The sequence below is a fragment of the Pseudomonas tolaasii NCPPB 2192 genome (assembly GCF_002813445.1).
Lineage (GTDB): Bacteria > Pseudomonadota > Gammaproteobacteria > Pseudomonadales > Pseudomonadaceae > Aquipseudomonas > Aquipseudomonas tolaasii.
Genome location: NZ_PHHD01000001.1, coordinates 1,104,352 through 1,129,054, shown reverse-complemented (window position 1 = coordinate 1,129,054; position 24,703 = coordinate 1,104,352). Strand labels below are relative to the sequence as shown.

Here is a 24,703-nt window from a genome sequence, read left to right as displayed (position 1 = left end):
GACCGGAGTTTGCCGCTTGAACAGCTTGTGTTCAGTTTGATGCATTGCCCCATTGGCAATAGCAGCCCACCGCCAGGGTGTGAGTGGCGTTGACTTCGCGCCCGGCCTCCAGAGCCTTGAGGATCGGCTCGATAAAGCTGTTGCTCGAATTGCACGTCAGCCCTTCGCTGTAGGGGCCGAAATACGCCAGCTTTCCACTGCGGTCCCAGATGCCGACGGCGGGCGTGGCCGGGATCTGCTCGGCACCTTTGAGGGCAGTGAGGGTTTTCATCTTATGCAGGCTTTCCGGGAGATTGCCGTGGCTGCCGGCCTTTTGCAGGGCATAGAACTCAACGCCACCAGGTGCGTAGTGCTCGATCAGCTCGCCCAGGTGCTGCTGGTTGCCGACGTTGCACGGGCAGGCCGGGTCCCAGAAGTGCACGAGGCGGATCGGGCCGGGGCCGGACAGCTCGGCAGGCAGGCGCAAGGCGTCGCCGGAAAAAACCGCCGTGTGTTCGCTGAATGCACGCAGGTAGCGGCCCTGAAACCAGTCATACGCCGCCCACAGCACGCCGGCGCAGATAACCAACAGCAGGCTGGCGAACAAGGCGGAACGGTAGGGCTGTCGCATTCAGATCAATCCTCGAAGGTCGCGTAGCTTGCCATGCTTGCCCTGACAGATGAATATCGCAGCTCGATATTCATCTTCACCGCGAGTCTGGAAGCCTTTATGCCTGTGAGTTTTGACCCCGATCATCTGCGCGACAGCTTGCGACCGTTAGTGGATGCGCAGCCGCTCAGTGCCGAGGCGCGGGTCTACCAGCGCTTCTACGGGCTGGACCTGCCGGCGCGCAAAGTGCCGACGGTCAGCCGCCTGGGACGCTTCGCGGTGGATGGGTTTGAAGTGGTGGCGCAGGTGTGGTGGCCGCCGGTGCCGATGGCGACGATGTTCATGTTTCACGGCTTCTACGACCACATGGGGCTTTACCGCAATGTGGTGGACTGGGCGCTGGACCAGGGGTTTGTGGTGATTGCCTGCGACTTGCCCGGCCATGGCCTGTCCAGCGGTGCGCGTGCCAGCATTGATGACTTTTCGGTGTATCAGGACGTGGTGCAGGCGCTGTTTGCACAAGGCGCGGCGCTGCAACTGCCGAAGCCCTGGCACCTGTTCGGGCAAAGCACCGGCGGCGCGGTGGTGGTGGACCATTTGCTCAATCACGGCGCGAATAGCCCGGCCCAGGGCAAGACGTTTCTGTTATCGCCGCTGGTCCGGCCGCGTGCCTGGGGCTGGTCGCAGGTTAGCTATTACGTGCTGCGGCCTTTCGTCAAAGGCATCGCCCGGCGGTTCAGCGAGAACACCAACGACCCGAAATTCAAACCCTTTCTCGAAGCAGACCCCTTGCAGCCACGCCAACTGCCGACCGCCTGGGTCGGGGCGCTGGCGCGCTGGATCAAACGCATCGAAGCCGCACCGCGCAGCCCGCGGCGGCCGGTGATTGTGCAGGGGGAGGAAGACATGACGGTGGACTGGCAGCATAACTTGCAGGTGCTGCGCAGCAAGTTTGACCGGCCCGAGGTGTTGATGATTGCCCGTGGCCGGCATCACCTGGCCAATGAGATTCCGCTGATTCGCCAGGAATACTTCAAGTACCTCACCGACCACCTGAAGTAACGCAATCAAAACTGTGGGAGCTGGCTTGTCGAATCGTCGCACCGCTGCGATAGCGGTGGTTCAGTCACACCGCTATCGCAGGCAAGCCAGCTCCCACATTTCTTACTGCGTGAGGCTTGAGGTGCTCTGGCCTACCGCAAGCCCCGCACGAATGGCCGCCAGTGCCGCCTGGTAATACGCCTTCCCCTCCGGCGACTCCGCAAACGTCGCGAATTCTTCCAGTTCCGGGTCAGACAAATCCCGATAGACGTACAACAGCGTGTTATTCAAATCATTCCCGATTTGCTGCATCAAGCGCTCGCGCTGGCCATTCAACATGCCTTGGGCCTGACCGCCGCCCAACAGGCCGGGGATCATCTGGCTCAAGCTGTCGGCGGCCACGCCGGCGATCGCCAGGCTGACTTCCGCCCCGGCTTCACGCGCCGGCAGTGCCTGGGCGAGGTGACCGATGATCAGGCTGCGCGTGGCGTCGGCTTGCATATGCGGCAAGCCCTCGGCGTTTTTGGCCAGTTGGTCGCGGCGGGTGGCGAGCAGCTCGGCGGCGACGATCTTGCGGCCCAATGGCGACTGGAAAAACGCGAGGGCGGGTTTCGGGTCTGCCAGATTCTTGCGCAGTTGCGCCTCGGCACGCTTGTCCACGGCCTGAGCGGCAAAGCGTTTATTGCTGTTGTCGACCAGCGCCTGGTACACCGCCGGTGGCAGGCTGTTGCGGTAGCGTTGCTGCGCCGCACTGAGGGCGTCGTTGAAATGCGCACGTTGTTCGGCCCAGCCGGCGACCTTGTACAACTGGTCATGGCCGTCTGCCCAGGCGGGCAAAACGCAGAACATCAGAAGGGAAAAAAACAAACGACGCATAGGGACTCCTGTCAGTCGGCCACTATTGTCCGTGTCGGGCGTAGGATTTGTCGAGAAATCCCGTCGGCTAGGTAACTAAAGTGTGTTCAGACGCTCGGCGGCTCTGTCGGATTCACAGGCGTATGGATACTATGCGCGCCATGCAAATTCCCCTTGATCACCCACTGCTGCAGCGCATCGTCGACGATCTGGCCGAAAAAGGCTGGTCGCAGCAGAACGGCTTCCTGCCCCAGGCTCTGACCCTGGAGCTGGCGGCTGAGTGCCATAAACGTGCGGCCGAAGGCGAACTGGCTCCGGCGGCGGTGGGGCGCGGGCCTGCCCAGGAGATACGCGAGGGGATTCGCGGTGATCATATCCAGTGGCTGGAAGAGGGCGACGCAGCCGTCTGCGAGACCTACATGGGCTTGATGGACAGCCTGCGCCAGGCGATGAACCGCGGCCTGTTCCTGGGCCTGGAAGATTTCGAAAGCCACTTCGCGATGTACCCGCCCGGCGCGTTTTACCTCAAGCACCTGGACCGTTTTCGCGATGACGACCGGCGCATGGTTTCGGCGGTGGTCTACCTGAATGAGGAATGGCTGCCCGAGCACGGCGGGCAGTTGCGCATGTACCTCAAAGGCGGCCAGGCCTATGACGTGGACCCCGTCGGCGGTTGCCTGGTGGTGTTTCTGTCGGGCGAGGTGCCCCACGAAGTCCTGCCCGCCACACGCGAGCGCCTGTCCCTCACCGGCTGGTTTCGCCGGCGCGGCAACGAGCCGTTTTAGTCATGCAAAAGATTCTGGTCAGCCGCTGCCTGCTTGGGCACAAGGTGCGCTACGACGGCGCGGGCAGCGGGCCGTTCGATCAGTTGGCGGCGTGGCAGGCCGAGGGGCGGGTGGTGGCGATCTGCCCGGAAGTGTCGGGCGGCCTGCCGACGCCCAGGCCGCCTGCCGAAATTCCCGGCGGGCAAGGCATCGATGTGTGGGAAGGCCGCGCCCAAGTGCTGACAGCCGAGGGCGAAGATTTCAGCGAGGCCTTCCTTGACGGCGCCCGTCAGGCCCTGGCGCTGGTGCGGCTGCACAACATCCGTATCGCTGTGCTTAAGGCCAATAGTCCGTCGTGCGGCAACCTGCTGACTTATGACGGCACGTTCTCAGGAGTGAAAGTGAGCGGGGAAGGGGTGACGGCGGCGCTGCTCAAGCGTCATGGGGTGCTGGTGTTCAGTGAGCTCCAGTTGCCCGAAGCAGTTGCCGCTTTGGCCCAAATCTCAAGTCTCACCTAGATCAAACTGTGGGAGCTGGCCGCATTCATTCAGGCTCGAACCACTTCTTCGTCATCGCCTTCAAACGCCCATCTGCCTTGATGTGCTGCAGCGCCTTGTCCAGGCTGCTTTTGAACGCCGGGTTGCCCTTTTGGAATGGAATGGCCAGCTCAGGTGTTTGCTTATAGCTCTCGCTGAAATCGAACCGATCCTGCAGCTCGGCAGTCATAGCGATATGGTTGATGGCCACGTCGTATTTGCCGGTTTCAACGCCTGGCAGCAGGTCGGCGTCATCGGTGGTGATGAAAGAGGGGCGTACGTCCATTTCCTTGGCTAATTGTTCACCCAGCTCCACTTCAAAACCGGTTAGCTTGTCGCCGTCCTTGAAGTTGAAAGGCGGGGTGTTGGCCTCCAGGGCAATGCGCAGTTCGCCACGGTCAAACACATCATCGATCAGTTCGGCGTGAGCCAAGGGGCTCAGAAGGGGCAGCAACAGTACAAGGCCAGGCGAAAAGCGCATGGTCGCTCCTAAAGAATTCAGCTGTGCGAGGCTCCAGTCAGCATCGCTTTGCTATGGTGATGAGTGCCTTGGACAGCAATTTGCCGCGAAGTTGTCATAACCCAACAGATTTCATGCAGAAACTGGAGAAGCGAATGAAAGCTCTACTTGCCCGTGCAACGATTGCCAGCCTGCTGCTGGGCGCCTCGATGTTGGCCACCGCCGCCGACGGCATCCCGCGCAGCGCGCCACCTGAAGGCGCCAAAGTGTTTATTGTGTCGCCCAAGGATGGCGCCACCGTCGACAAGACCTTCACCGTCAAATTCGGCATGGAAGGCTTGAAGCTGGCCCCGGCCACCGACCAGACCCCAGGCACCGGCCATCACCACCTGCTGGTCGACCAGAAAGAACTGCCGGACGCCAGCGTGCCGATCCCGGCCACCGACACCGTGATCCACTACGGCAAGGCGCAAACCGAAACCGAGCTGACCCTCACCCCGGGCAAGCACACCTTGCAACTGGTGGCCGGCGACAAGCTGCACATGCAGTTCAACCCCACGGTAGCTTCGAAAGTCATCACGGTTAACGTGAAATAAGCGTTAGCCAGACGCAAAAAAGGGAGCCCCTCGGGGCTCCCTTTTTTGTGCTGCGTTGAAACCTTAGAACAACACGCGGCTACGAATCGTGCCGTTGATGTGCTGCAGCTTCTCTTGCGCCAGGTCCGAGTACTCGGCGTCGACGTCGATCACCACGTAGCCGACCTTCTCGTTGGTCTGCAGGAACTGACCGGAGATGTTGATGCCGTTTTCCGCGAAAACCTTGTTGATCTCCATCATCACGCCAGGAATGTTCTGGTGGATGTGCAGCAGACGGTGCTTGCCAGGGTGAGCCGGCAGGGCCACTTCCGGGAAGTTCACGGACGATACTGAGGTACCGTTGTCGCTGTACTTGACCAGCTTCTCCGACACTTCCAGGCCGATGTTGGCCTGGGCTTCAGCGGTGGAACCGCCGATGTGCGGGGTCAGGATCACGTTGTCCAGGCCACGCAGCGGGCTTTCGAAGATGTCGTCGTTGGAGCGTGGCTCCACCGGGAACACGTCGATGGCGGCGCCGATCAGGTGCTTGTCCTTGATCGCGTCGGCCAGGGCGTCCAATTCGACGACGGTGCCACGGGCTGCGTTGATCAGGATGCCGCCTTTCTTGATGGCACGGATTTCCTTCTCGCCGATCATCCACTGGGTTTCAGCGGTTTCCGGAACGTGCAGGGTCACGATGTCGGACATGCCCAGCAGTTCGGTCAGGCTCGACACCTGAGTGGCGTTGCCCAGTGGCAGTTTGGTCAGGGTGTCGTAGAAGAACACCTGCATGCCCAGGCCTTCAGCGAGTACCGACAGCTGAGTGCCGATCGAGCCGTAACCGACGATACCCAGCTTTTTGCCGCGGATTTCGAAGGAGTTGGCCGCGCTTTTGATCCAGCCGCCACGGTGGCACGACGCGTTCTTCTCAGGGATGCCGCGCAGCAACAGGATGGCCTCGGCCAGCACCAGCTCCGCAACGGAACGGGTGTTGGAGTACGGTGCGTTGAACACCGCGATGCCGCGCTCGCGCGCTGCGTTGAGGTCGACCTGGTTGGTGCCGATGCAGAAACAGCCGACCGCCACGAGTTTCTTGGCGTGATCGAAGATCTCTTCGGTCAGCTGAGTGCGGGAGCGAATGCCGATAAAGTGCGCGTCGGCGATCTTTTCCTTGAGTTGGGCTTCCGGCAGAGAACTGGTGATGTACTCAATGCTGGTGTACCCGGCGGCTTTCAGAACGTCGACAGCCGATGGGTGGACGCCTTCCAGAAGAAGGAACTTGATCTTGCTCTTATCGAGAGAAGTCTTGCTCATCTGCGTAAACCTGTATCCCGGAGAAAAATGGCAGGGAATCGAGCAGCACAAGCTGACCCGGACGGCAGGAAAGCCGTCACCGCAGAAACGCCCTTGGGCTCTGTCCTGCGGGGGCGGTATGCTAGCATACGCGCCCCGCTAAACACTCATTCCTGCGACGTGAAGCGTTCTCAGGATGACCATGAATTGTTCGAGAGTTCTGTCGATGACCCATCCTGCCCTGATTGATGAGCTAAAGACCCTGGTTGAGCCCGGTAAAGTGCTGACCGATGCAGACTCCCTGGAGGCTTACGGCAAGGATTGGACCAAGCATTTCGCACCCGCGCCGGTCGCCATCGTGTTCCCCAAGACCACCGAGCAGGTGCAGGCCATTGTCCGTTGGGCCAATGAACACAAGGTGGCGCTGGTGCCCTCGGGCGGGCGTACCGGGCTGTCGGCGGCGGCTGTCGCGGCGAATGGCGAAGTGGTGGTGTCGTTCGACTATATGAACCAGATTCTCGACGTGAACCTCACCGACCGCACCGCCGTGTGCCAGCCGGGCGTGGTCACCAAGCAATTGCAAAACGTCGCCGAAGAAAAAGGCCTGTACTACCCGGTGGACTTCGCGTCGTCCGGTTCGAGCCAAATTGGCGGCAATATCGGCACCAATGCCGGCGGGATCAAGGTGATTCGCTACGGCATGACCCGCAACTGGGTTGCCGGCATGAAAGTCGTCACCGGCAAAGGTGACGTGCTGGAACTGAACCGCGACCTGATCAAGAACGCCACCGGCTACGACATGCGCCAGCTGTTCATCGGCGCCGAAGGCACCCTGGGCTTTGTGGTGGAAGCCACCATGCGCCTGGACCGTGCGCCGAAGAACCTCACCGCCATGGTGCTCGGCACCACGGATTTCGACTCGATCATGCCGGTGCTGCACGCGTTCCAGAGCAAGCTGGACCTGACCGCGTTCGAATTCTTCTCCGATAAAGCCCTGGCCAAGGTCCTCGGCCGTGGTGACGTACCCGCGCCGTTCGAAACCGAGTGCCCGTTCTACGCGCTGCTGGAATTCGAAGCCACCACCGAAGAAGTCGCCAACCACGCGCTGGAGACCTTCGAACACTGCGTGGAGCAGGGCTGGGTGCTGGACGGCGTGATGAGCCAGAGCGAAACCCAGCTGCACAACCTGTGGAAGCTGCGCGAATACATCTCCGAGACCATTTCCCACTGGACGCCATACAAGAACGATATTTCGGTCACTGTCTCCAAAGTGCCGGCGTTCCTGCAGGAAATTGACGCTATCGTCGGCGAACATTATCCGGACTTCGAAATTGTGTGGTTCGGCCACATCGGTGACGGCAACCTGCACCTGAACATCCTCAAGCCGGAAAACCTGAGCAAGGACGAGTTCTTCGCCAAGTGCGCCACCGTGAACAAGTGGGTGTTCGAAACCGTCGAGAAATACAACGGTTCGATCTCCGCCGAACACGGCGTGGGCATGACCAAGCGCGATTACCTGACCTACAGCCGTTCCCCGGTTGAGATCGAGTACATGAAAGCCGTGAAAGCCGTGTTCGACCCGAACGGGATCATGAACCCTGGCAAGATCTTCGCTGTTTAACCGCCCCTGAAGGAGTCGTTCCATGAGCTACCAGCACAAGTATGTCGACGGCACCAACATCCATTTCCCTCTGGGCAAAGTGGTGTGCATCGGGCGTAACTACGCCGAACACGCCAAGGAACTGGACAACCCGGTACCGACCGAGCCGCTGCTGTTCATCAAACCGGGCAGCTGCGTGGTGGCGCTGGAAGGCGGTTTCGCCATTCCGACCGAGCGCGGCTCGGTGCACTACGAAGCGGAAATCGCGGTGCTGATCGGCAAGCCGTTGTCGACCAAGCCCAGCCGCGAAGAGGTGCTGGACGCCATCTCCGGCTTCGCCCCGGCGCTGGACCTGACCTTGCGTGACAAGCAGGCCGAGCTGAAAGCCAAGGGCCTGCCGTGGGAAATCGCCAAGTCCTTCGACGGCGCGGCCGTGATTGCACCGTTCGTGGTCGGCAGCACCTTCCCGGACGTGACCGACATCGGCATTCGCCTGACCATCAATGGCCAGGTGCGCCAGGACGGCAACAGCTCGCAGATGCTCAACCCGATCATCCCGATGATCCAGCACATGGCCGGCTGCTTCTCGCTGCAGGCCGGTGATGTGATTCTCACCGGCACCCCGGTCGGTGTTGGCCCGCTGAACGTGGGCGATGAGCTGGTGTTGGAGCTGGTGGGCGCAAGCCGCTTCGAAAGCAGCGTTCGCTAGCGCCTGCAGGCAACTCCAATGTGGGAGCTGGCTTGCCTGCGATGACGGTGGTGAATTTACTGATGCCATCGCAGGCAAGCCAGCTCCCACACTGTTTTTGTGTGCATCCCGGGCTTGGGCTTTTGCATTTTTTTCACACCGCATCCGGATAATCCCCAGCTTCTTGCGCGCGGGCCGTTTGATCCTGTGCTATCACCTAAAGCTGACTCCCCGGAAAAGCGCCCCATGGCCGTGCCCCTGCCTTCGATCACCTCCAAGCCCCGTTCCCGCTTTGCCCTGCGCTGGTATTCCTGGCTGTTCCTGGTCGGGGTGATTGTGTATGGCGTTTCCTGGGCCATGCATTGGGATGATCGCGGCGTGTTGTGGGTGATGGAGCGTTTCGAGACGCCGGCTGAACAGCAAGCCAGCGTCTGGCTGCCGGACTACCACGCGGTCATCGACGGCAAGTTACTGCCCGGCATGGAAAAGGATGAGGCCTCCGACGTTTCCTACAACCCGCAGACCAAAACCCTGTTTTCCGTCATGGGCAAGAACCCATTCCTCGTGGAACTGAGCCTGCAAGGCGACGTGCTGCGCAAAATGCCGCTCAACGGTTGGAACAACCCGGAGGGCGTGACGGTGATGGAAAACGGCCTGATGGCCATTGTCGACGAGCGCATGCACACCCTGACTGTGGTCAAGGTCGACGCCGGCACCCAGCAACTGAACATCGCCGATTTCAAAACCTACGACCTCGGCCCGTCCAAAGACCAGAACAAAGCCTTTGAAGGCATCACCTGGGACAAGCGCACCGGGCAGATCGTACTCGGTGAGGAACGCCCGCCTGCGTTGTTCACCTGGAAGAGCGACGGCGCCACACTGACTGGCGACAAGCAAAAACTCGCCAGCACCGAGCTGGACATGCGCAACCTCTCGGCCCTGGCCGTCGACCCGCGCACCGGGCATTTGCTGGTGCTGTCCGCCGACTCCCACTTGCTGCTGGAGCTGGATGAGAAGGGCGAACAAGTCAGTTTCATGACCCTGCTCGGCGGCTTCAACGGCCTCAAACACACCATCCCGCGCGCCGAAGGCGTGACCATGGACGAGAGCGGCACGCTGTACATGGTGAGTGAGCCAAACCTGTTCTATCGTTTTGAAAAGCAAAAATAACCCACGATTACGTCGGATATTTCTCCAGTAACGGCATTCGCCAGACATCGGGCAGCGTTTAAGTTTAAATTCAGACAGGCGTGATATTCATTCGCCACTTTTAATCTTGAGCCCTGCCGATGCGCCGATTTGCCCGCCCCAAACCTGCGTTTTTCATTCTGTTATTGATCGCCCTGGCTACCGCCGGGGTGGTTGCGCAGCAATTCCGTTTATTCGAACGCGCGTGGTTCAACTGGCAAACCTGGCGTCACCCTGCGGATGAGCGCTCCATCGGCCTGGCCGATTACCGGGTGGTGCTGGAAGGCCGGGTGATTGAAGGCCTCAACGACAATGTCTCGGCGTTGACCTACGACCCGGTGCGCAAAAGCCTGTTTACCGTCACCAATAAAAACGCCGAGCTGATCGAGCTGTCCCTGGAGGGCAAGGTGCTGCGGCGCATTGCGCTGGTGGGCTTTGGTGATGCCGAGGCGGTGGAGTTCATCAGCGACAACATTTATGTGATCAGTGACGAGGCCCAGCAGCGGCTGATCAAGGTGCATGTCAACGACGACACCCAATTCCTCGACGCTGCCGACGCGGAGCAGATGACCCTGGGCGTGCACATCGGCGGCAACAAAGGCTTCGAGGGCCTGGCTTACGACTCGGTGGGCAAGCGCCTGTTCGTGGCCAAGGAGCGCGACCCGATGCTGATTTACGAAGTCCACGGGTTTCCCCACTTCAAACCGGAAAAAACCTACTCGGTGCACGTGATCAACAACCCCAAGCGCGATGCCGGGCTGTTTGTGCGTGACCTGTCGAGCCTGCAATACGACGAGCGCAGCGGCCATTTGCTGGCGCTGTCGGATGAGTCATTTCTGGTGTTGGAGCTGGATATCGACGGTCGGCCGTTAAGCAGTCTTTCATTGCTGAACGGGCGCCATGGTCTGAAAAAACGGGTGCCTCAAGCCGAGGGTATCGCCATGGATGACGAAGGTTCGTTGTATGTGGTCAGCGAGCCGAACCTGTTCTACGTGTTCAAAAAACCAACTCTCTGAAACACCACAGGATCCATGTGGGAGCTGGCTTGCCTGCGATGGCATCAGTGAATTCACCACCGTCATCGCAGGCAAGCCAGCTCCCACATAAAGCAAAAGCAGTCGTGCTTAGGCCTTGAGGGTTTTTACACCTTCGGAAGTGCCTAACAGCAACACATCCGCCGGGCGCGCGGCGAACAAGCCGTTGGTCACCACGCCCACGATCGCATTGATTTGCGTCTCAAGCTCCACCGGGTTGGTGATCTGCATGTTGAACACATCCAGGATGATGTTGCCGTTGTCGGTCAACACGCCTTCGCGGTACACCGGATCGCCGCCCAGTTTCACCAGTTCGCGGGCCACGTGGCTGCGGGCCATTGGGATCACTTCCACCGGCAGCGGGAACGCACCGAGCACCGGCACCAGTTTGCTGGCATCGGCGATGCAGATGAAGGTCTTGGCCACGGCCGCCACGATCTTCTCGCGGGTCAGGGCTGCGCCGCCGCCCTTGATCAGGTTCAGTCGCGCGTCGCTTTCATCGGCGCCGTCGACATAGAACTCCAAATCGCTCACGGTGTTGAGTTCGTACACCGGAATGCCGTGGCCTTTGAGGCGTGCGGCGGTGGCTTCGGAGCTGGCCACGGCGCCGTCGAACGCGCCCTTGTGCTGGGCCAGCGCATCGATAAAGCAGTTGGCGGTGGAGCCGGTGCCGACACCGACGATGCTCTTGTCGTCGAGTTTGGGAAGGATTAAATCGACGGCGGCCTGGGCCACTGCCTGTTTGAGTTGATCCTGGGTCATGCGGGCTCCGGAACGGGCGGGGAGTTATCGAGGGCGGCGAGTATACCCCAACAAAACCTCGGGATTCGTGTGGTCGCCCGGCCAAAAGCCGGGTTAGACTCCTTGGCCCTGCCAAACCGTGAAAGTAGAAGCCCGCCGATGCTTGAACAGTACGTCAAAAAGATCCTCACCTCGCGCGTTTACGACGTTGCCGTAGAAACCCCGCTGCAGACCGCGCGCCAGCTCTCCGAGCGCCTGGGCAACACGGTCTGGCTCAAGCGTGAAGACTTGCAGCCGGTGTTCTCGTTCAAGATTCGCGGCGCCTATAACAAGCTGACTCAGCTGACCGCCGAAGAGCGTGCGCGCGGCGTGGTCACGGCGTCTGCCGGCAACCACGCCCAGGGCCTGGCCCTGGCGGCGAAGGTGCTGGGGGTCAAGGCCACTATCGTGATGCCCAAGACCACCCCGGAAATCAAGGTCGAAGGCGTGCGCTCCCGTGGTGGCAAAGTGGTGCTGCACGGCGATTCCTTTCCGGAAGCGCTGGCGTATTCGCTGAAACTGGTCGACGAAAAAGGCTACGTCTACATCCATCCCTACGATGATCCGCACACCATTGCCGGGCAGGGCACCGTGGCGATGGAAATTCTGCGCCAGCACCCGGGGCCGCTGGACGCGATTTTCGTACCGGTGGGCGGCGGCGGGCTGATCGCCGGTATTGCGGCCTACGTGAAATACCTGCGCCCGGACATCAAGATCATCGGCGTCGAGCCGGACGACTCCAACTGCCTGCAAGCCGCCATGGCTGCGGGTGAGCGCGTGGTGCTGCCGACCGTCGGGATCTTTGCCGACGGCGTGGCGGTGGCGCAGATCGGCCAGCACACCTTCGACATCTGCAAAGATTATGTGGACGAAGTGATCACCGTCAGCACCGATGAAATCTGTGCGGCCATCAAGGATATCTATGACGACACTCGCTCCATCACCGAGCCCGCGGGCGCGCTGGGTGTAGCGGGCATCAAGAAATACGTGGAAACCCGTGGCGTCACCGGGCAGACCCTTGTGGCCATCGATTCGGGCGCCAACGTCAACTTCGACCGCCTGCGCCACGTGGCCGAGCGTGCGGAGCTGGGTGAGGGGCGCGAAGCCATCATCGCCGTGACCATCCCCGAGAAGCCGGGCAGCTTCAAAGCGTTCTGCGAAGCCGTGGGCAAGCGCCAGATCACCGAATTCAACTACCGCTACCACACCGGCCGCGAGGCGCACATCTTCGTTGGCGTGCAGACCCATCCGGAAAACGACCCGCGCAGCGCGCTGATCGCCAGCCTGACAAGTCAGGGTTTCCCGGTGCTGGACCTGACCGAGAACGAGCTGGCCAAGTTGCACATCCGCCATATGGTGGGCGGGCACGCGGCTAAAGTCAGTGACGAACTGGTGTTCCGCTTCGAATTTCCGGAGCGGCCGGGCGCGCTGTTCAACTTCCTCAACAAGCTCGGCGGGCGCTGGAACATCTCGATGTTCCACTACCGCAACCATGGCGCGGCGGATGGTCGTGTGGTGGCCGGCCTGCAAGTGCCGGCGGACGAGCGCCACCTGGTGCCGGCGGCGTTGGCGGAAATCGGCTACCCGTATTGGGATGAAAGCGAAAACCCGGCCTACCAGCTGTTCCTCGGTTGAGCGACTACGCTGACTGAGCGGCCCTTAAGGAATAGAGACCATGGAAACGCTGACCACCCTCAAGGTTATCCACATCACGGCCACCGTGTTGCTGCTGTTTAGCGGCCTCGGCCTGGCGGTACTGGCCTGGCGCAAGCGCAGCGTCGGCCCGGCAGCGATTGTGCAGCGCCCGTGGGCGTTCGTGTGGCTGTTGATGGGCGTGTGCCTGGTGAGCATGCCGTTTACCGGCTGGTGGCTGGTGCATTTGATCGGCTGGCCGCTGGGGCAAGCCTGGATTCTGGGCTCCAGTATTCTCTACACCGTGGCGGCGCTGGCGTGGTTCTGGCTGGTGGCGCGGCTTAACCGGCTGCGCAGGGGGGAGGGCGGCAGCCTGAATTTGACGCTGGTGCTGGCGGTGGTCAGCCTGGTGGGGTTTGTGGCGATTGCCGGGCTGATGGGGGCCAAGCCGGTTTAAGGTTCAAGACCGAGTCGCCTTCATCGCAGGCAAGCCAGCTCCCACATTTGACCTCATTCTCATGTTGGAACTCGGTCAAGTGTGGGAGCGGGCTTGCCCGCGAAGGGGCCATCAGCCGCGCAATGTAATCACCGGCCAGCCACGCTTCTCGGCCTCAGCCCGCAGATTCGGGTCCGGGTCCACCGCCACTGCATGGGTCACTTGCTCCAGCAACGGCAGGTCGTTCATCGAATCGCTATAGAAGTAGCTGTCTTCCAGGCTGTACCCGGTCTCTTCCAGCCAACGGTTCAGGCGCGTCACCTTGCCTTCACGGAAGCACGGCACGTCGGTGCTGCGCCCGGTGTAGCGGCCGTTTTCCATTTCGCACTCGGTGGCAATCAGGGTTTCCACGCCCAGGCGCGCGGCGATCGGCGCGGTGACAAAGCGGTTGGTGGCGGTGATGATCACCAGTTTGTCGCCGGCGGCGCGGTGTTTGGCCAGCAGTTCGGCGGCCTTGGGCAGCATCAGCGCATCGATGCAGTCGCGCATGAAGTCGTTGTGCCACTCGTCCAGCTGGGCCATCTCGGTGCGGCCGAGGATTTCCAGGCTGAAGTTCAGGTAGGCGGCGTTGTCGAGCTTGCCGGCCAGGTAATCCTGGTAAAACTCGTCATTGCGGGCCTTATAGGCCACCGGGTCGAGAATCCTGCGTTCACAGAGGTAATCGCCCCAAGCGTGATCGCTATCACCGCCGAGAAGGGTGTTGTCCAAGTCGAATAAAGCCAGGCGCATTGCAGTTACTCGCTGAAAAGTCTGTAAAAAGGCGTCCAGAATACGGTCTTTTCACAAGAGTGCACATAAGGTAAGAAGCCTCGTTGCCGCTTGATCAACCTTTGTGGAACAATGCGGCGACATGCGTTTGCGAGGTTGTTGCCGTGATCGACCCCGATGGTTTCCGTCCTAATGTCGGGATTATTCTTACGAATGATGCCGGACAGGTGCTATGGGCTCGCCGAATCAACCAAGATGCCTGGCAGTTTCCTCAAGGCGGAATCAACCCCGACGAAACCCCTGAAGACGCCTTGTACCGTGAGTTGAATGAAGAAGTCGGCCTTGAGCGCGAAGATGTGCAAATTCTGGCCTGTACCCGTGGCTGGTTGCGCTATCGTTTGCCGCAACGCCTGGTGCGTACCCACAGCCAACCGCTGTGCATCGGCCAGAAGCAGAAATGGTTTCTCCTGCGCCTGATCTCCAACGAGCAGCGGGTGCGGATGGATTTGACCGGTAAACCGGAGTTCGATGGCTGGCGCTGGGTCAGCTATTGGTACCCGCTGGGCCAGGTGGTGACATTCAAGCGCGAAGTTTATCGTCGCGCTCTCAAAGAGCTTGCCCCGCGCCTTTTAGCGCGCGACTGACGACGGAGTTCGACCCCGAGCCATGCTCAATACGCTGCGCAAGATCGTCCAGGAAGTTAACTCCGCCAAGGATCTCAAGGCGGCGTTGGGGATTATTGTGTTGCGCGTCAAGGAAGCCATGGGCAGCCAGGTCTGCTCGGTTTACCTGCTGGACCCCGAAACCAACCGTTTTGTGCTGATGGCCACCGAGGGCCTGAACAAGCGCTCCATCGGCAAGGTCAGCATGGCGCCCAATGAAGGTCTGGTGGGCCTGGTGGGGACGCGTGAAGAACCCCTGAACCTCGAAAACGCGGCCGATCACCCGCGTTACCGCTACTTCGCCGAAACCGGCGAAGAGCGCTACGCCTCATTCCTCGGGGCGCCGATCATTCACCACCGCCGCGTCGTCGGCGTGTTGGTCATCCAGCAAAAAGAGCGCCGCCAGTTTGACGAAGGTGAAGAAGCCTTCCTCGTGACCATGAGCGCGCAGCTCGCAGGCGTAATTGCCCACGCCGAAGCCACCGGTTCGATTCGCGGCCTGGGCCGTGAAGGCAAGGGCATCCAGGAAGCCAAGTTCGTCGGTGTGCCGGGTTCACCGGGCGCTGCAGTCGGTACGGCGGTGGTCATGCTGCCGCCGGCGGATCTGGACGTGGTGCCGGACAAAACCGTCAACGACATCGACGCCGAAATCAAACTGTTCAAGACCGCCCTGGAAGGCGTGCGCGCCGACATGCGCAACCTGTCGAACAAGCTGGCCACCCAGCTGCGCCCCGAAGAACGCGCGTTGTTCGACGTGTACCAGATGATGCTCGACGACGCGTCCCTCGGGAACGAAGTCAAAACCGTGATCAAGACCGGCCAATGGGCCCAGGGCGCGCTGCGCCAGGTCGTCACCGATCACGTCAACCGCTTTGAAATGATGGACGACGCCTACCTGCGCGAGCGGGCCTCGGATGTGCGCGACCTCGGTCGCCGCCTGCTGGCTTATCTGCAGGAAGACCGTACCACCAACATGGTTTTCCCCGACAACACCATCCTGGTCAGTGAAGAGTTGACCGCCACCCAGCTCGGCGAAGTGCCGGAAGGCAAGCTGGTCGGGTTGGTGTCGGTACTCGGTTCGGGTAACTCCCACGTCGCGATCCTGGCCCGGGCCATGGGCATTCCGACGGTGATGGGCCTGGTGGATCTGCCGTATTCCAAAGTCGATGGCATCGACATGATCGTCGATGGCCATCGTGGTGAAGTCTTCACCAACCCCAGCGAAGTACTGCGCAAGCAATACGCCGAGGTGGTGGAAGAAGAGAAACAACTGGCCCTGGGTCTCGATTCGCTACGCGAACTGCCGTGCGTGACCACCGATGGCCACCGCGTGCCGTTGCTGGTGAACACCGGATTGCTCGCCGACGTAGCCCGTGCGCAACAGCGCGGCGCCGAAGGGGTGGGGCTGTACCGCACTGAAGTGCCGTTCATGATCAACCAGCGTTTCCCGAGCGAGAAGGAGCAGCTGGCGATTTATCGCGAGCAACTGCAGGCCTTCCACCCGTTGCCGGTGACCATGCGCAGCCTGGACATCGGCGGCGACAAGTCACTGTCGTATTTCCCGATCAAGGAAGACAACCCCTTCCTCGGCTGGCGCGGTATTCGGGTCACGCTCGACCATCCTGAAATTTTCCTGGTGCAGACCCGCGCCATGCTCAAGGCCAGCGAAGGCCTGAACAACCTGCGCATCCTGTTGCCGATGATCTCCGGCACCCATGAGCTGGAAGAGGCGCTGCACCTGATCCACCGCGCCTGGGGCGAAGTGCGCGACGAGGGCGCCGACGTACCGATGCCGCCGATTGGCGTGATGATCGAAATCCCGGCGGCGGTGTACCAGGCCAAGGAGCTGGCGCGGCAGGTGGACTTCCTCTCGGTAGGCTCCAACGACCTGACCCAGTACCTGCTGGCCGTGGACCGCAACAACCCGCGGGTGGCCGACCTTTACGATTACCTGCATCCGGCGGTGCTGCAAGCCCTGCAGCATGTGGTGCGCGACGCCCATGCCGAAGGCAAGCCGGTGAGCATCTGCGGTGAAATGGCCGGCGACCCGGCGGCGGCGGTGCTGTTGATGGCGATGGGCTTTGACAGTCTGTCGATGAACGCCACCAACTTGCCGAAGGTGAAGTGGATGCTGCGCCAGGTGGAATTGAGCATGGCCAAGGAGCTGCTGGCCGAGCTGATGACCATCGACAACCCGCAAGTTATCCACAGCTCGCTGCAACTGGCGCTGAAGAACCTGGGGCTGACGCGGATGATCAACCCGGCTTCGGCGAAAACCCTCTAAACCGGGGTATGGCCATCGCAGGCAAGCCAGCTCCCACAATTTGAACTGCATACACCGTCACATGCCAGCTCTCACAATTTGAACTGTACACAGTCCAGAGTGGGAGCTGGCTTGCCTGCGATGGCGCCAGTCCAGACACCCCTAAATCATCAGCTCTACTTCCCCCAGCCGCCCCCCATGGGGCCCAAAACTGCGTTCCACCATCCGCCGCGTGCCATCGGCATTCACAATCAACACGGTGCTCGCCCGCGTCCCGTAACTCGGGCTGGCAATAAACACGCTGGACAGCAGGCTCTCCGTCGCCAACCCCACGCCGGTATCCGGCAAATCCGCAAACGGTGCGGTCTGCGGGTCGCTCAGAATGCCCAGCAGCGCCTCCGGCTGCGGGTTTTCCAGCAACCCGCCCAACGCCGTCCTGGCCTTGAGCAGCTTTGGCCACGGCGTATTCAGGCCCGCGTTGGATAATCCATAAACACCAGCGTTCAACCGCGTCGGCTCGGTGTCATTGGCGTTGTAATGCCACAGCTCATCCCGCGTGCCCACCAGCAGGTTAAACCCGGAATATTCAATCGAACGGCCGTTAACGTCGGCCAAATACTCTTCAATCGGCTGAGAACCCGCAAGAAATCGCGCCACCAATTCCCCTCGGGACTTGCGTGCCGGCGGCTGGTGCGGGTTGCGGATATTGGTGAGGGCGGCAAAGCGCCCGTCGGCGTTCACGCCAAGCCAGGTGCCACCGGCTTCCTGATCGCGGCCAGCGTAGATGTGGGGCGCATCGGGCCACTGAGCCAGCGCCAGGCTGGGGCGCGCGTAAAACTCATCACGGTTGGCCGCGACGATCAGCGGTTGGGCGTGGCCCGGCCGCCAGGCGAAAACAATCAGGCACATCAGGTGATCCCTTTTGTGTTTTTCCCCACTCTACCGATACAGCGGCAGGCGTTCCATCGTATCGAAGTTGGGCCGCACGCCTTCCATCCGTTAACATGCCAGCCTATTTGGCGTGTGCGAACTTCTTAATTTGATATAGCGGCTGTAACGCAGGCTTAATCGCACACCGGCATGGTCCGGTGCGCCATGACTAATGATTTAACGAGGAGTCGCAATGCTGCCTTACCCGCAGATCAACCCGGTGGCCGTGGCCATCGGTCCGCTGCAAATCCACTGGTACGGGTTGATGTACCTGATCGGCATCGGCGGTGCCTGGCTGCTGGCCTCCCGGCGCCTGAACCGCTTCGACCCGACCTGGACCAAGGAGAAGCTCTCCGACATGGTGTTCTGGATGTCGATGGGCGTCATCGTCGGCGGACGTCTGGGGTATGTGCTGTTTTACGATCTGCCGGCTTATATCGCCAACCCGACACTGATCTTTGAGGTGTGGAAGGGCGGCATGGCGTTCCACGGCGGCTTTGTCGGCGTGATGATCGCGGCGTGGTGGTTCGGTCGTCGCAACGGCAAATCGTTTTTCCAACTGATGGACTTCGTCGCACCCTTCGTGCCGATCGGCCTGGGCGCCGGGCGTATCGGCAACTTCATCAACGCCGAATTGTGGGGCAAGCCGAGCGACGTGCCGTGGGCCATGGTGTTCCCGCCGTTCAGCGACCCGGCGCAACTGCCGCGCCACCCGTCGCAGCTCTACCAGTTCGCGCTGGAAGGCGTAGCGCTGTTCCTGATCCTCTACATCTTCTCGCGCAAGCCGCGCCCGACCATGGCCGTGTCCGGCATGTTCGCGCTGTTCTACGGGATCTTCCGTTTTATCGTTGAGTTCGTCCGCGTGCCGGATGCACAGCTGGGCTACCTCGCGTGGGGCTGGGTGACCATGGGTCAGATTCTCAGCCTGCCGATGATCATCGCTGGCCTGGGCTTGCTGTGGTGGGCTTACAATCGTCCGCAGCCGATCAAGAACGCCGCGCTTTAAACTCGAATGCCGGGGCTTGCGAGCCCCGGCTTCTTTGATACAGGTACACACATGAAGCAATATCTCGAACTACTGAACGACGTCGTGACCAATGGATTGACCAAGGGCGATCGCACCGGCACCGGCACCAAGGCCGTGTTTGCCCGTCAGTATCGGCATAACCTGGCCGACGGCTTCCCGCTGCTGACCACGAAAAAGCTTCATTTCAAAAGCATCGCCAATGAATTGATCTGGATGTTGAGCGGCAATACCAACATCAAGTGGCTGAACGAAAACGGCGTGCGTATCTGGGACGAATGGGCCACCGAAGACGGCGACCTCGGCCCGGTGTACGGCGAGCAGTGGACCGCCTGGCCCACCAAGGACGGCGGCACGATCAACCAGATCGACTACATGGTCGACACGCTGAAGAACAACCCCAACAGCCGTCGCATCCTGTTCCACGGCTGGAACGTCGAATACCTGCCGGACGAAACCAAAAGCCCGCAGGAAAACGCGCGTAACGGCAAGCAAGCCCTGCCGCCGTGCCACCTGCTGTACCAGGCGTTCGTGCATGAAGGCCACCTGTCGATGCAGTTGTATATCCGCAGCTCCGACGTGTTCCTCGGCCTGCCGTACAACACCGCCGCCCTGGCGCTGCTGACCCATATGCTGGCCCAGCAATGCGACCTGATCCCCCACGAGATCATCGTCACCACCGGCGACACCCACGCCTACAGCAACCACATGGAACAGATCCGCACCCAACTGGCGCGCACACCGAAGAAGCTGCCGGAACTGGTGATCAAGCGCAAACCGGCGTCGATCTACGACTACAAGTTCGAAGACTTCGAAATTGTCGGCTACGACGCCGACCCCAGCATCAAGGCCGACGTCGCCATCTGACGCCTAGATGCAGGTGTAGCCCGCATCCGCATTGATGATCGAGCCTGTCAGCAGGCTCGACGCATCGGAGGCGAGAAATTGCACCAGCGACGCCACTTCATGGGGCTGGCCCATGCGCCCGGCGGGGGTCAAGTCCAGCCAGCGCTGGATCAACCCCGGCTGGCTTTCCAGCCCATGCAGCAACGGCGTTTCGATATAGGTTGGCGCCACCGCATTCACCCGCACCCCGCGTTTCGCCCATTCCACCGCCAAGGATTTGGTCAGTTGATGCACGCCCGCCTTTGAGGCGTTGTAGTGACATTGCGGCTGCGGCACGTTGACCACCTGCCCCGACATCGACCCGATATTGATCACCGACCCGCGCCCGGCTTCCAGCATGCGCCGGCCAAACCCCCGGCAGGTACGGAACACGCCGGTGAGGTTGACGGTAATGACCTTGTCCCATTCCTCGTCGGTCATTTCCTCGGCGGGCGTGTTGGTGACGATGCCTGCGTTGCACACCAGAATATCCAGCGGCGGCAGCGACGTCGCCAGGGCGTTGATGGCGGCGCTGTTCGTCACATCCAAGGCTTCGGCGCGGGCGGCATAGCCTTTCTCGGTCAACTGCTGCGAAGTCGCCAAGGCCCGGGCGTGCAGAATATCGGTGCAGATCACCTCAGCCCCGGTCGCCGCCAGCGCTTCAGCAATCGCCGCCCCAATGCCCTGACCGGCGCCGGTCACCAGCGCCAGCTTGCCGTTCAGCGCCTGTTTTTCCGAATAATTCATTGATCTTCCCTCAACACACAAATGGAAAAGCAGTTGCGCGCACTGCCCTTGTAGCGAGCGGGCTTGCCACAGAGGCCTATGTTCAGGTCAGCGCACAGCGCAAGGCTTCGCCGCGCAAGCCGCGCAAGGCTTCCTCGCTGGCCAACCGCTGTAACGCATCCACCGATGCATCGGAAAAAAACGCCGCATGAGGCGACACCAACAAATGCGGCGCACTGCGCAACGGCGAATCCGCCGGCAACGGTTCCTTCTCGAACACATCCAGCCCCGCCCCCGACAACTGCCCGCTGACCAGCGCCTGGGCCAGCGCCGTCTCGTCGATCAAACCACCCCGGGAACAGTTGATCAGAATAGCCCCCCTGGGCATCCGCGCGATGGCATCGGCATCGATCACATGGCGCGTCTCGGGCGTCAGCGGCACATGCAGCGACAACACATGGGCGCAAGCAATCACCTCGGCCCGCGACATCGGCTCGATCCCGGCCTCTCGCGCCTGCTGGTTGGTGACGTAAGGGTCATAACCCACAATCGTGCAACCAAATGCCGCCATGCGTGACGCAAACGCACGGGCAATGCGGCCCAGCCCGATCAGGCCGACGGTGGTGTCGCGCAGGGAGCGCACGCCATCGACCATCTGCGCGATTTTCCATTCGCCGTTGCGAATGCCTGTGCCGTAATGATCAAGCTTGCGCGCCAGGGCCAGGGTCATCGCGGCGGCATGGTCGGCCACCTCTTCAACCCCGTAATCCGGCACGTTGCACACCCGAATCCCCAGTTCCCTGGCCGCCGCGAGGTCGACGTTATCCACGCCGACGCCATAGCGCACCACCACCGCACCGGGCGCCATGGCCGCCATCACGCGATGGGTCATCGGCGCGAAGTTATTGATCACCGCATGGGCGCCGCGCACGGCTTCCAGGGTTTCGTCTTCGCTGCGGCACTGGTGCTCGGAAAACTGCGCGCCGACCAAGGCGGCGGCGGCCTGTTCATGGCGTGTGTTGCCGAACGCCTGGTCGGTCACGACCAACTTCTGGCTCATAGCAGCCCCCGTTTTGCCAGGTTGCGCATCAACGCGCGGGTGCCGTAGGTCCAGGGGGCGGCCTCGTCGGAATACACGACGGTGTTGCGCAGGGTGCCCAGCAGCGGCGTGGAAATTTCCACCAGGTCACCGGCCTTGTGGGTAAAGCCCGAACCCTTTTTCTCGCGGTCCTGGGTCGGCGCAAACATGGTGCCCAGAAACAGCATGAAGCCGTCCGGGTACTGATGGGATTTGTTGCGCGTTTGCTCGACCAGATTCGCCGGCTTGCGGCTGATCTCGGCCATGTTCGAGCCACCGGACATTTCAAAGCCGTCGAGGCCGCTGACCGACAGGGTCAGGGTCGCATTTTCGATGTCGGTCAGGGTGAAGTGCTCATCGAACAGGCGGATAAACGGCCCGATCGAGCATGAAGCGTTGTTGTCCTTGGCTTTGCCCAGCAGCAGCGCCGAGCGGCCTTCCACATCCCGCAGGTTCACGTCGTTGCCCAGGGTGGCGCCACGGATATTGCCCTGGCTGTCCACCGCCAGCACCACTTCGGGCTCGGGGTTGTTCCACTCGGAAATACGGTTGATGCCCACCTGCGCGCCATAACCGACTGCCGCCATGGGCTGGGATTTGGTAAATACCTCGGCGTCCGGGCCGATGCCCACTTCCAGGTACTGCGACCACAGGCCTTCGGCAATCAGCGCGGCCTTGATCTCGGCGGCCTTGGCGGAGCCGGCCTGCACATTCGACAGGCTGTCACCGATCAACGAACCGATCAGCGCGCGCAGCTCATTGGCGCGGCCGGGATCGCCCGCGGTGCGTTCATCAATCACGCGTTCGACCATACTTCTGGCAAAGGTCACGCCGCAGGCCTTGAGCGCCTGGAAGTCGCACGGCGCGAGCAGGCAAGGGCGGTCCGAGTGATAGCCCATCTCGGAGGGTTCAAGGATCAGGTCCGCGAGGTCGCCTACCGGTTCACCGGCCAGGGTGTCGAAGCGTTCGGCAGGGTTGTTGTCGAGGAAATCGGCCATGGAGACCACGGACGGCGTGACGTCGATCAGCACGTTTTCGCGCAGGATCACCACGCAGGGGCCCTTGCCGGGAAGCCAGACCCGACCGACCAATTTGGCGTGCTTGAGTGAGATGGGCAGCATGAGGATGATCCTTTATTGTTTGATATCTAGTAATGCTACGTTTCGATTTTAAGCACGGTCAAGCGCTCTCACATGAAAGAAACCGCATTTTTCGCGATAAAAACCGCGTTTTAAGACTAATTTGCTGAAAAATAAGGCGAATATTAAGTGTTTCAGGCACGTGCGCACATTTGTGGTGCAAAAGTCGTGTGGATGAATTTTCACCGGACTATTGCAAAAAGCTAGCAATACTATATTTTCGAATTAAGCGAGTGGTTCAACCGCCAAGACAGGTGACGGAGCAGTTCGATGCATAACAATAAGATTCACGGCGACACAATTGCCGCGCTGCAAGGCGCCTTGTTTATCGATGGTCAGCTGCGCAAAGGCGCCGGCGCCCAGTTGCCGGTCGAGAACCCCGCAACGGGTGAAGTGCTGGGGCATATCGCTGCTGCCACGCCGCAGGAAATCAACGAAACCGTGGCCGCTGCACGCCGGGCCTTTCTACTCTGGTCCCGCGAATTGCCGAAAACCCGCGCTGCAGCCTTGCACCGCCTGGGCGACCTGATCGCCGCCGATGCGCAGACCCTGGCACAGGTGATGACTGCCGAGCAGGGCAAGCCCGTCAATGAAGCCCGTGGCGAAGTGCTCAAGCTCGCCGAGGCCTGCCATTTCTATGCAGAAGAAGCCACCCGCGTACACGGCGAGATCGTGCCCAACGATCAACCGGGTTTCCAGAGCCTGGTGGTGCGCGAGCCGATTGGCGTCGTCGCTGCGATTACGCCGTGGAACTACCCGGCAGAGTTGGTCGGCTGGAAGCTCTGCGCGAGCCTGGCCGCCGGTTGCACCATCGTTATCAAGCCTGCTGAATTGACCCCGTTCACCGCGCTGGCGATTGCGCAAAAATGCATCGACGCCGGGATTCCCGCAGGCGTGGTCAATGTGCTGACCGGCAAGGGTTCGGTGGTCGGCCAAGCGCTGGTTGAGCACCCGGATGTCAGCAAGGTCGCGTTCACCGGCTCCAGCGCCGTGGGCCTGCACATCCAGCGCAGCTGCCCGCAGGTCAAGCGCCTGTCCCTGGAACTGGGCGGCAACTGCCCGATGGTGGTCACCGCCAGCGCCGATGTCGCCGCCGCCGTCAAAGGCGCCACGCGCCGCAGTTTCCGTAACTGCGGGCAGATCTGCATCGCGATCAACCGCATTTATGTGCACCGTTCGATTTACGAAGAATTCGTCACCCAACTGGGCGCCGCCGCCGAGGCGCTGACCGTGCGCAACGGCCTGGAAAACCCCGGCGCCGATTTGGGCGCCATGGCCTCCGCTGAACCCCTGAACAAAACCCGCGCCCACCTTGAAGATGCGCTGGCCAAGGGTGCGCGCCTGGTCGCTGGCGGCAAGGCACCCGAGGGCGAGGAATTCGCCCACGGGTATTTCTTCCGCCCTACAGTCGTCGCCGATTGCACTCACGAGATGCTGGTGATGACTGAAGAAACCTTCGGCCCGCTGGTGGGCGTGGCGCCGTTCGATGACCTCGCCGAAGCCGTGCAACTGGCCAACGACACGCCTTACGGCTTGGCCTCCTATGTGTACGCCCGCGACCTGGTGGACATCCACACCCTGTCGGCGCAGCTCGACTACGGCAACGTGGCCATCAATAACGTTGACGCCGGGATCATGAACGCGCCTTACGGTGGCCGCAAACAGAGTGGCGTAGGTTACGAGCACGGGCGCGAAGGGCTGCTGGAGTACTTCAACTTCAAGCATGTTCGCCTGCACCACGGCGTCGGGAATTGAGC

At 61.2% G+C, this 24,703-nt stretch carries 25 protein-coding genes; 15 read left to right on the top strand and 10 right to left on the bottom strand.

Annotated features, from left to right (window positions below):
- Positions 1-31: 31 nt before the first annotated feature.
- A complete protein-coding gene (locus ATI14_RS05285) occupies positions 32-610 on the bottom strand; it encodes a DUF6436 domain-containing protein (protein WP_016973024.1) in 579 nt (192 codons plus the stop codon).
- A 99-nt stretch (positions 611-709) separates the two neighbouring features.
- Between ATI14_RS05285 and bipL the strand changes: the two genes are divergently transcribed.
- Positions 710-1,651: a phospholipase BipL gene (bipL, locus tag ATI14_RS05280; RefSeq protein WP_016973023.1), complete on the top strand. Its 942-nt coding sequence runs from the start codon at positions 710-712 to the stop codon at positions 1,649-1,651.
- Positions 1,652-1,753: 102 nt separating this feature from the next.
- Here bipL and ATI14_RS05275 read toward each other — a convergent pair whose 3' ends face one another.
- On the bottom strand, positions 1,754-2,506 hold the full coding sequence (locus ATI14_RS05275) for a DUF2059 domain-containing protein (protein ID WP_016973022.1): 753 nt from the start codon (positions 2,504-2,506) through the stop codon (positions 1,754-1,756).
- A 131-nt stretch (positions 2,507-2,637) separates the two neighbouring features.
- On the opposite strand from ATI14_RS05275, the gene ATI14_RS05270 reads away from it, so the two are divergent.
- Positions 2,638-3,270: a 2OG-Fe(II) oxygenase gene (locus ATI14_RS05270; RefSeq protein WP_031320194.1), complete on the top strand. Its 633-nt coding sequence runs from the start codon at positions 2,638-2,640 to the stop codon at positions 3,268-3,270.
- A 2-nt stretch (positions 3,271-3,272) separates the two neighbouring features.
- Complete coding sequence (locus tag ATI14_RS05265) at positions 3,273-3,767, top strand: 2-thiouracil desulfurase family protein (RefSeq protein WP_016973020.1); 495 nt, start codon at positions 3,273-3,275, stop codon at positions 3,765-3,767.
- Positions 3,768-3,792: 25 nt separating this feature from the next.
- On the opposite strand, the gene ATI14_RS05260 is transcribed toward ATI14_RS05265, so the two are convergent.
- Positions 3,793-4,266, bottom strand: coding sequence for a transporter substrate-binding domain-containing protein (locus ATI14_RS05260; RefSeq protein ID WP_016973019.1), 474 nt, complete (start codon positions 4,264-4,266; stop codon positions 3,793-3,795).
- Between the two features lie 134 nt (positions 4,267-4,400).
- Between ATI14_RS05260 and ATI14_RS05255 the strand changes: the two genes are divergently transcribed.
- A complete protein-coding gene (locus tag ATI14_RS05255; protein WP_016973018.1) occupies positions 4,401-4,841 on the top strand; it encodes a DUF4399 domain-containing protein in 441 nt (146 codons plus the stop codon).
- Positions 4,842-4,904: 63 nt separating this feature from the next.
- Here ATI14_RS05255 and serA read toward each other — a convergent pair whose 3' ends face one another.
- Positions 4,905-6,134, bottom strand: coding sequence for a phosphoglycerate dehydrogenase (gene serA, locus ATI14_RS05250; protein WP_003176761.1), 1,230 nt, complete (start codon positions 6,132-6,134; stop codon positions 4,905-4,907).
- A gap of 205 nt (positions 6,135-6,339) precedes the next feature.
- Here serA and ATI14_RS05240 point away from each other — a divergent pair, with 205 nt between their 5' ends.
- The 4 genes from ATI14_RS05240 (at position 6,340) to ATI14_RS05220 (ending at position 10,605) form a co-directional block, all read left to right on the top strand.
- The gene (locus tag ATI14_RS05240; RefSeq protein ID WP_017253877.1) at positions 6,340-7,734 is read left to right on the top strand and encodes an FAD-binding oxidoreductase; all 1,395 of its coding nucleotides are present in this window, start codon (positions 6,340-6,342) and stop codon (positions 7,732-7,734) included.
- A gap of 22 nt (positions 7,735-7,756) precedes the next feature.
- A complete protein-coding gene (locus tag ATI14_RS05235) occupies positions 7,757-8,422 on the top strand; it encodes a fumarylacetoacetate hydrolase family protein (protein WP_016973016.1) in 666 nt (221 codons plus the stop codon).
- Positions 8,423-8,647: 225 nt separating this feature from the next.
- Entirely contained in the window at positions 8,648-9,571 is a 924-nt protein-coding gene (locus tag ATI14_RS05225; RefSeq protein ID WP_016973015.1) for an SdiA-regulated domain-containing protein, read from the top strand.
- 119 nt (positions 9,572-9,690) lie between these two features.
- On the top strand, positions 9,691-10,605 hold the full coding sequence (locus tag ATI14_RS05220; RefSeq protein ID WP_016973014.1) for an SdiA-regulated domain-containing protein: 915 nt from the start codon (positions 9,691-9,693) through the stop codon (positions 10,603-10,605).
- A gap of 108 nt (positions 10,606-10,713) precedes the next feature.
- Here the strand turns inward: ATI14_RS05220 and rpiA are convergent, their stop codons facing one another.
- Positions 10,714-11,385 (bottom strand): ribose-5-phosphate isomerase RpiA, encoded by a 672-nt coding sequence (rpiA, locus tag ATI14_RS05215; RefSeq protein ID WP_016973013.1) that lies wholly within the window; start codon positions 11,383-11,385, stop codon positions 10,714-10,716.
- A gap of 108 nt (positions 11,386-11,493) precedes the next feature.
- Between rpiA and ilvA the strand changes: the two genes are divergently transcribed.
- Positions 11,494-13,038, top strand: coding sequence for a threonine ammonia-lyase, biosynthetic (gene ilvA / locus ATI14_RS05210; protein WP_256345990.1), 1,545 nt, complete (start codon positions 11,494-11,496; stop codon positions 13,036-13,038).
- A gap of 40 nt (positions 13,039-13,078) precedes the next feature.
- Positions 13,079-13,492, top strand: a complete 414-nt coding sequence (locus tag ATI14_RS05205) for a DUF2269 family protein (RefSeq protein WP_016973011.1) — start codon at positions 13,079-13,081, stop codon at positions 13,490-13,492.
- Positions 13,493-13,603: 111 nt separating this feature from the next.
- Here the strand turns inward: ATI14_RS05205 and ATI14_RS05200 are convergent, their stop codons facing one another.
- Positions 13,604-14,260, bottom strand: coding sequence for a histidinol-phosphatase (locus ATI14_RS05200; protein ID WP_016973010.1), 657 nt, complete (start codon positions 14,258-14,260; stop codon positions 13,604-13,606).
- 143 nt (positions 14,261-14,403) lie between these two features.
- On the opposite strand from ATI14_RS05200, the gene ATI14_RS05195 reads away from it, so the two are divergent.
- Together ATI14_RS05195 and ptsP are read left to right on the top strand one after the other, a co-directional pair.
- Positions 14,404-14,883 carry an RNA pyrophosphohydrolase gene (locus ATI14_RS05195; protein ID WP_003176750.1) on the top strand — a complete coding sequence of 160 codons (480 nt, stop codon included), beginning with the start codon at positions 14,404-14,406 and terminating at the stop codon, positions 14,881-14,883.
- A 22-nt stretch (positions 14,884-14,905) separates the two neighbouring features.
- Complete coding sequence (gene ptsP / locus ATI14_RS05190) at positions 14,906-17,185, top strand: phosphoenolpyruvate--protein phosphotransferase (RefSeq protein ID WP_016973009.1); 2,280 nt, start codon at positions 14,906-14,908, stop codon at positions 17,183-17,185.
- Between the two features lie 141 nt (positions 17,186-17,326).
- Here ptsP and ATI14_RS05185 read toward each other — a convergent pair whose 3' ends face one another.
- Complete coding sequence (locus ATI14_RS05185; RefSeq protein WP_016973008.1) at positions 17,327-18,073, bottom strand: NRDE family protein; 747 nt, start codon at positions 18,071-18,073, stop codon at positions 17,327-17,329.
- A gap of 214 nt (positions 18,074-18,287) precedes the next feature.
- On the opposite strand from ATI14_RS05185, the gene lgt reads away from it, so the two are divergent.
- Positions 18,288-19,100 carry a prolipoprotein diacylglyceryl transferase gene (lgt, locus tag ATI14_RS05180; RefSeq protein WP_016973007.1) on the top strand — a complete coding sequence of 271 codons (813 nt, stop codon included), beginning with the start codon at positions 18,288-18,290 and terminating at the stop codon, positions 19,098-19,100.
- A 51-nt stretch (positions 19,101-19,151) separates the two neighbouring features.
- Entirely contained in the window at positions 19,152-19,985 is an 834-nt protein-coding gene (locus tag ATI14_RS05175) for a thymidylate synthase (RefSeq protein WP_016973006.1), read from the top strand.
- 3 nt (positions 19,986-19,988) lie between these two features.
- Here ATI14_RS05175 and ATI14_RS05170 read toward each other — a convergent pair whose 3' ends face one another.
- The 3 genes from ATI14_RS05170 to ATI14_RS05160 all read right to left on the bottom strand — a co-directional run bounded on the left by ATI14_RS05170 (position 19,989) and on the right by ATI14_RS05160 (position 22,928).
- Complete coding sequence (locus ATI14_RS05170) at positions 19,989-20,750, bottom strand: SDR family NAD(P)-dependent oxidoreductase (RefSeq protein WP_016973005.1); 762 nt, start codon at positions 20,748-20,750, stop codon at positions 19,989-19,991.
- Between the two features lie 82 nt (positions 20,751-20,832).
- Positions 20,833-21,789 (bottom strand): C-terminal binding protein, encoded by a 957-nt coding sequence (locus tag ATI14_RS05165; protein WP_016973004.1) that lies wholly within the window; start codon positions 21,787-21,789, stop codon positions 20,833-20,835.
- Positions 21,786-22,928 carry a fumarylacetoacetate hydrolase family protein gene (locus ATI14_RS05160; protein ID WP_016973003.1) on the bottom strand — a complete coding sequence of 381 codons (1,143 nt, stop codon included), beginning with the start codon at positions 22,926-22,928 and terminating at the stop codon, positions 21,786-21,788. The genes ATI14_RS05165 and ATI14_RS05160 overlap by 4 nt, the downstream gene beginning before the upstream one ends.
- Positions 22,929-23,216: 288 nt before the next feature.
- Here ATI14_RS05160 and ATI14_RS05155 point away from each other — a divergent pair, with 288 nt between their 5' ends.
- Positions 23,217-24,701, top strand: coding sequence for an aldehyde dehydrogenase family protein (locus ATI14_RS05155; RefSeq protein WP_016973002.1), 1,485 nt, complete (start codon positions 23,217-23,219; stop codon positions 24,699-24,701).
- The last annotated feature ends 2 nt before the right edge of the window (positions 24,702-24,703 follow it).

What these genes read in the sequence shown, in the direction of transcription:
- bipL (WP_016973023.1), top strand. Translation starts at nt 710, where the DNA reads ATGCCTGTGAGTTTTGACCCCGATCATCTGCGCGACAGCTTGCGACCG.
- ATI14_RS05275 (WP_016973022.1), bottom strand. Translation starts at nt 2,506, where the DNA reads ATGCGTCGTTTGTTTTTTTCCCTTCTGATGTTCTGCGTTTTGCCCGCC.
- lgt (WP_016973007.1), top strand. Translation starts at nt 18,288, where the DNA reads ATGCTGCCTTACCCGCAGATCAACCCGGTGGCCGTGGCCATCGGTCCG.
- ATI14_RS05185 (WP_016973008.1), bottom strand. Translation starts at nt 18,073, where the DNA reads ATGTGCCTGATTGTTTTCGCCTGGCGGCCGGGCCACGCCCAACCGCTG.
- ATI14_RS05160 (WP_016973003.1), bottom strand. Translation starts at nt 22,928, where the DNA reads ATGCTGCCCATCTCACTCAAGCACGCCAAATTGGTCGGTCGGGTCTGG.
- ATI14_RS05200 (WP_016973010.1), bottom strand. Translation starts at nt 14,260, where the DNA reads ATGCGCCTGGCTTTATTCGACTTGGACAACACCCTTCTCGGCGGTGAT.
- ATI14_RS05225 (WP_016973015.1), top strand. Translation starts at nt 8,648, where the DNA reads ATGGCCGTGCCCCTGCCTTCGATCACCTCCAAGCCCCGTTCCCGCTTT.
- ATI14_RS05175 (WP_016973006.1), top strand. Translation starts at nt 19,152, where the DNA reads ATGAAGCAATATCTCGAACTACTGAACGACGTCGTGACCAATGGATTG.
- ATI14_RS05240 (WP_017253877.1), top strand. Translation starts at nt 6,340, where the DNA reads ATGACCCATCCTGCCCTGATTGATGAGCTAAAGACCCTGGTTGAGCCC.
- rpiA (WP_016973013.1), bottom strand. Translation starts at nt 11,385, where the DNA reads ATGACCCAGGATCAACTCAAACAGGCAGTGGCCCAGGCCGCCGTCGAT.
- ATI14_RS05270 (WP_031320194.1), top strand. Translation starts at nt 2,638, where the DNA reads ATGCGCGCCATGCAAATTCCCCTTGATCACCCACTGCTGCAGCGCATC.
- ATI14_RS05155 (WP_016973002.1), top strand. Translation starts at nt 23,217, where the DNA reads ATGCATAACAATAAGATTCACGGCGACACAATTGCCGCGCTGCAAGGC.
- ATI14_RS05260 (WP_016973019.1), bottom strand. Translation starts at nt 4,266, where the DNA reads ATGCGCTTTTCGCCTGGCCTTGTACTGTTGCTGCCCCTTCTGAGCCCC.
- ATI14_RS05265 (WP_016973020.1), top strand. Translation starts at nt 3,273, where the DNA reads ATGCAAAAGATTCTGGTCAGCCGCTGCCTGCTTGGGCACAAGGTGCGC.
- ATI14_RS05235 (WP_016973016.1), top strand. Translation starts at nt 7,757, where the DNA reads ATGAGCTACCAGCACAAGTATGTCGACGGCACCAACATCCATTTCCCT.
- ATI14_RS05205 (WP_016973011.1), top strand. Translation starts at nt 13,079, where the DNA reads ATGGAAACGCTGACCACCCTCAAGGTTATCCACATCACGGCCACCGTG.
- ATI14_RS05170 (WP_016973005.1), bottom strand. Translation starts at nt 20,750, where the DNA reads ATGAATTATTCGGAAAAACAGGCGCTGAACGGCAAGCTGGCGCTGGTG.
- ATI14_RS05255 (WP_016973018.1), top strand. Translation starts at nt 4,401, where the DNA reads ATGAAAGCTCTACTTGCCCGTGCAACGATTGCCAGCCTGCTGCTGGGC.
- serA (WP_003176761.1), bottom strand. Translation starts at nt 6,134, where the DNA reads ATGAGCAAGACTTCTCTCGATAAGAGCAAGATCAAGTTCCTTCTTCTG.
- ATI14_RS05285 (WP_016973024.1), bottom strand. Translation starts at nt 610, where the DNA reads ATGCGACAGCCCTACCGTTCCGCCTTGTTCGCCAGCCTGCTGTTGGTT.
- ptsP (WP_016973009.1), top strand. Translation starts at nt 14,906, where the DNA reads ATGCTCAATACGCTGCGCAAGATCGTCCAGGAAGTTAACTCCGCCAAG.
- ATI14_RS05165 (WP_016973004.1), bottom strand. Translation starts at nt 21,789, where the DNA reads ATGAGCCAGAAGTTGGTCGTGACCGACCAGGCGTTCGGCAACACACGC.
- ATI14_RS05220 (WP_016973014.1), top strand. Translation starts at nt 9,691, where the DNA reads ATGCGCCGATTTGCCCGCCCCAAACCTGCGTTTTTCATTCTGTTATTG.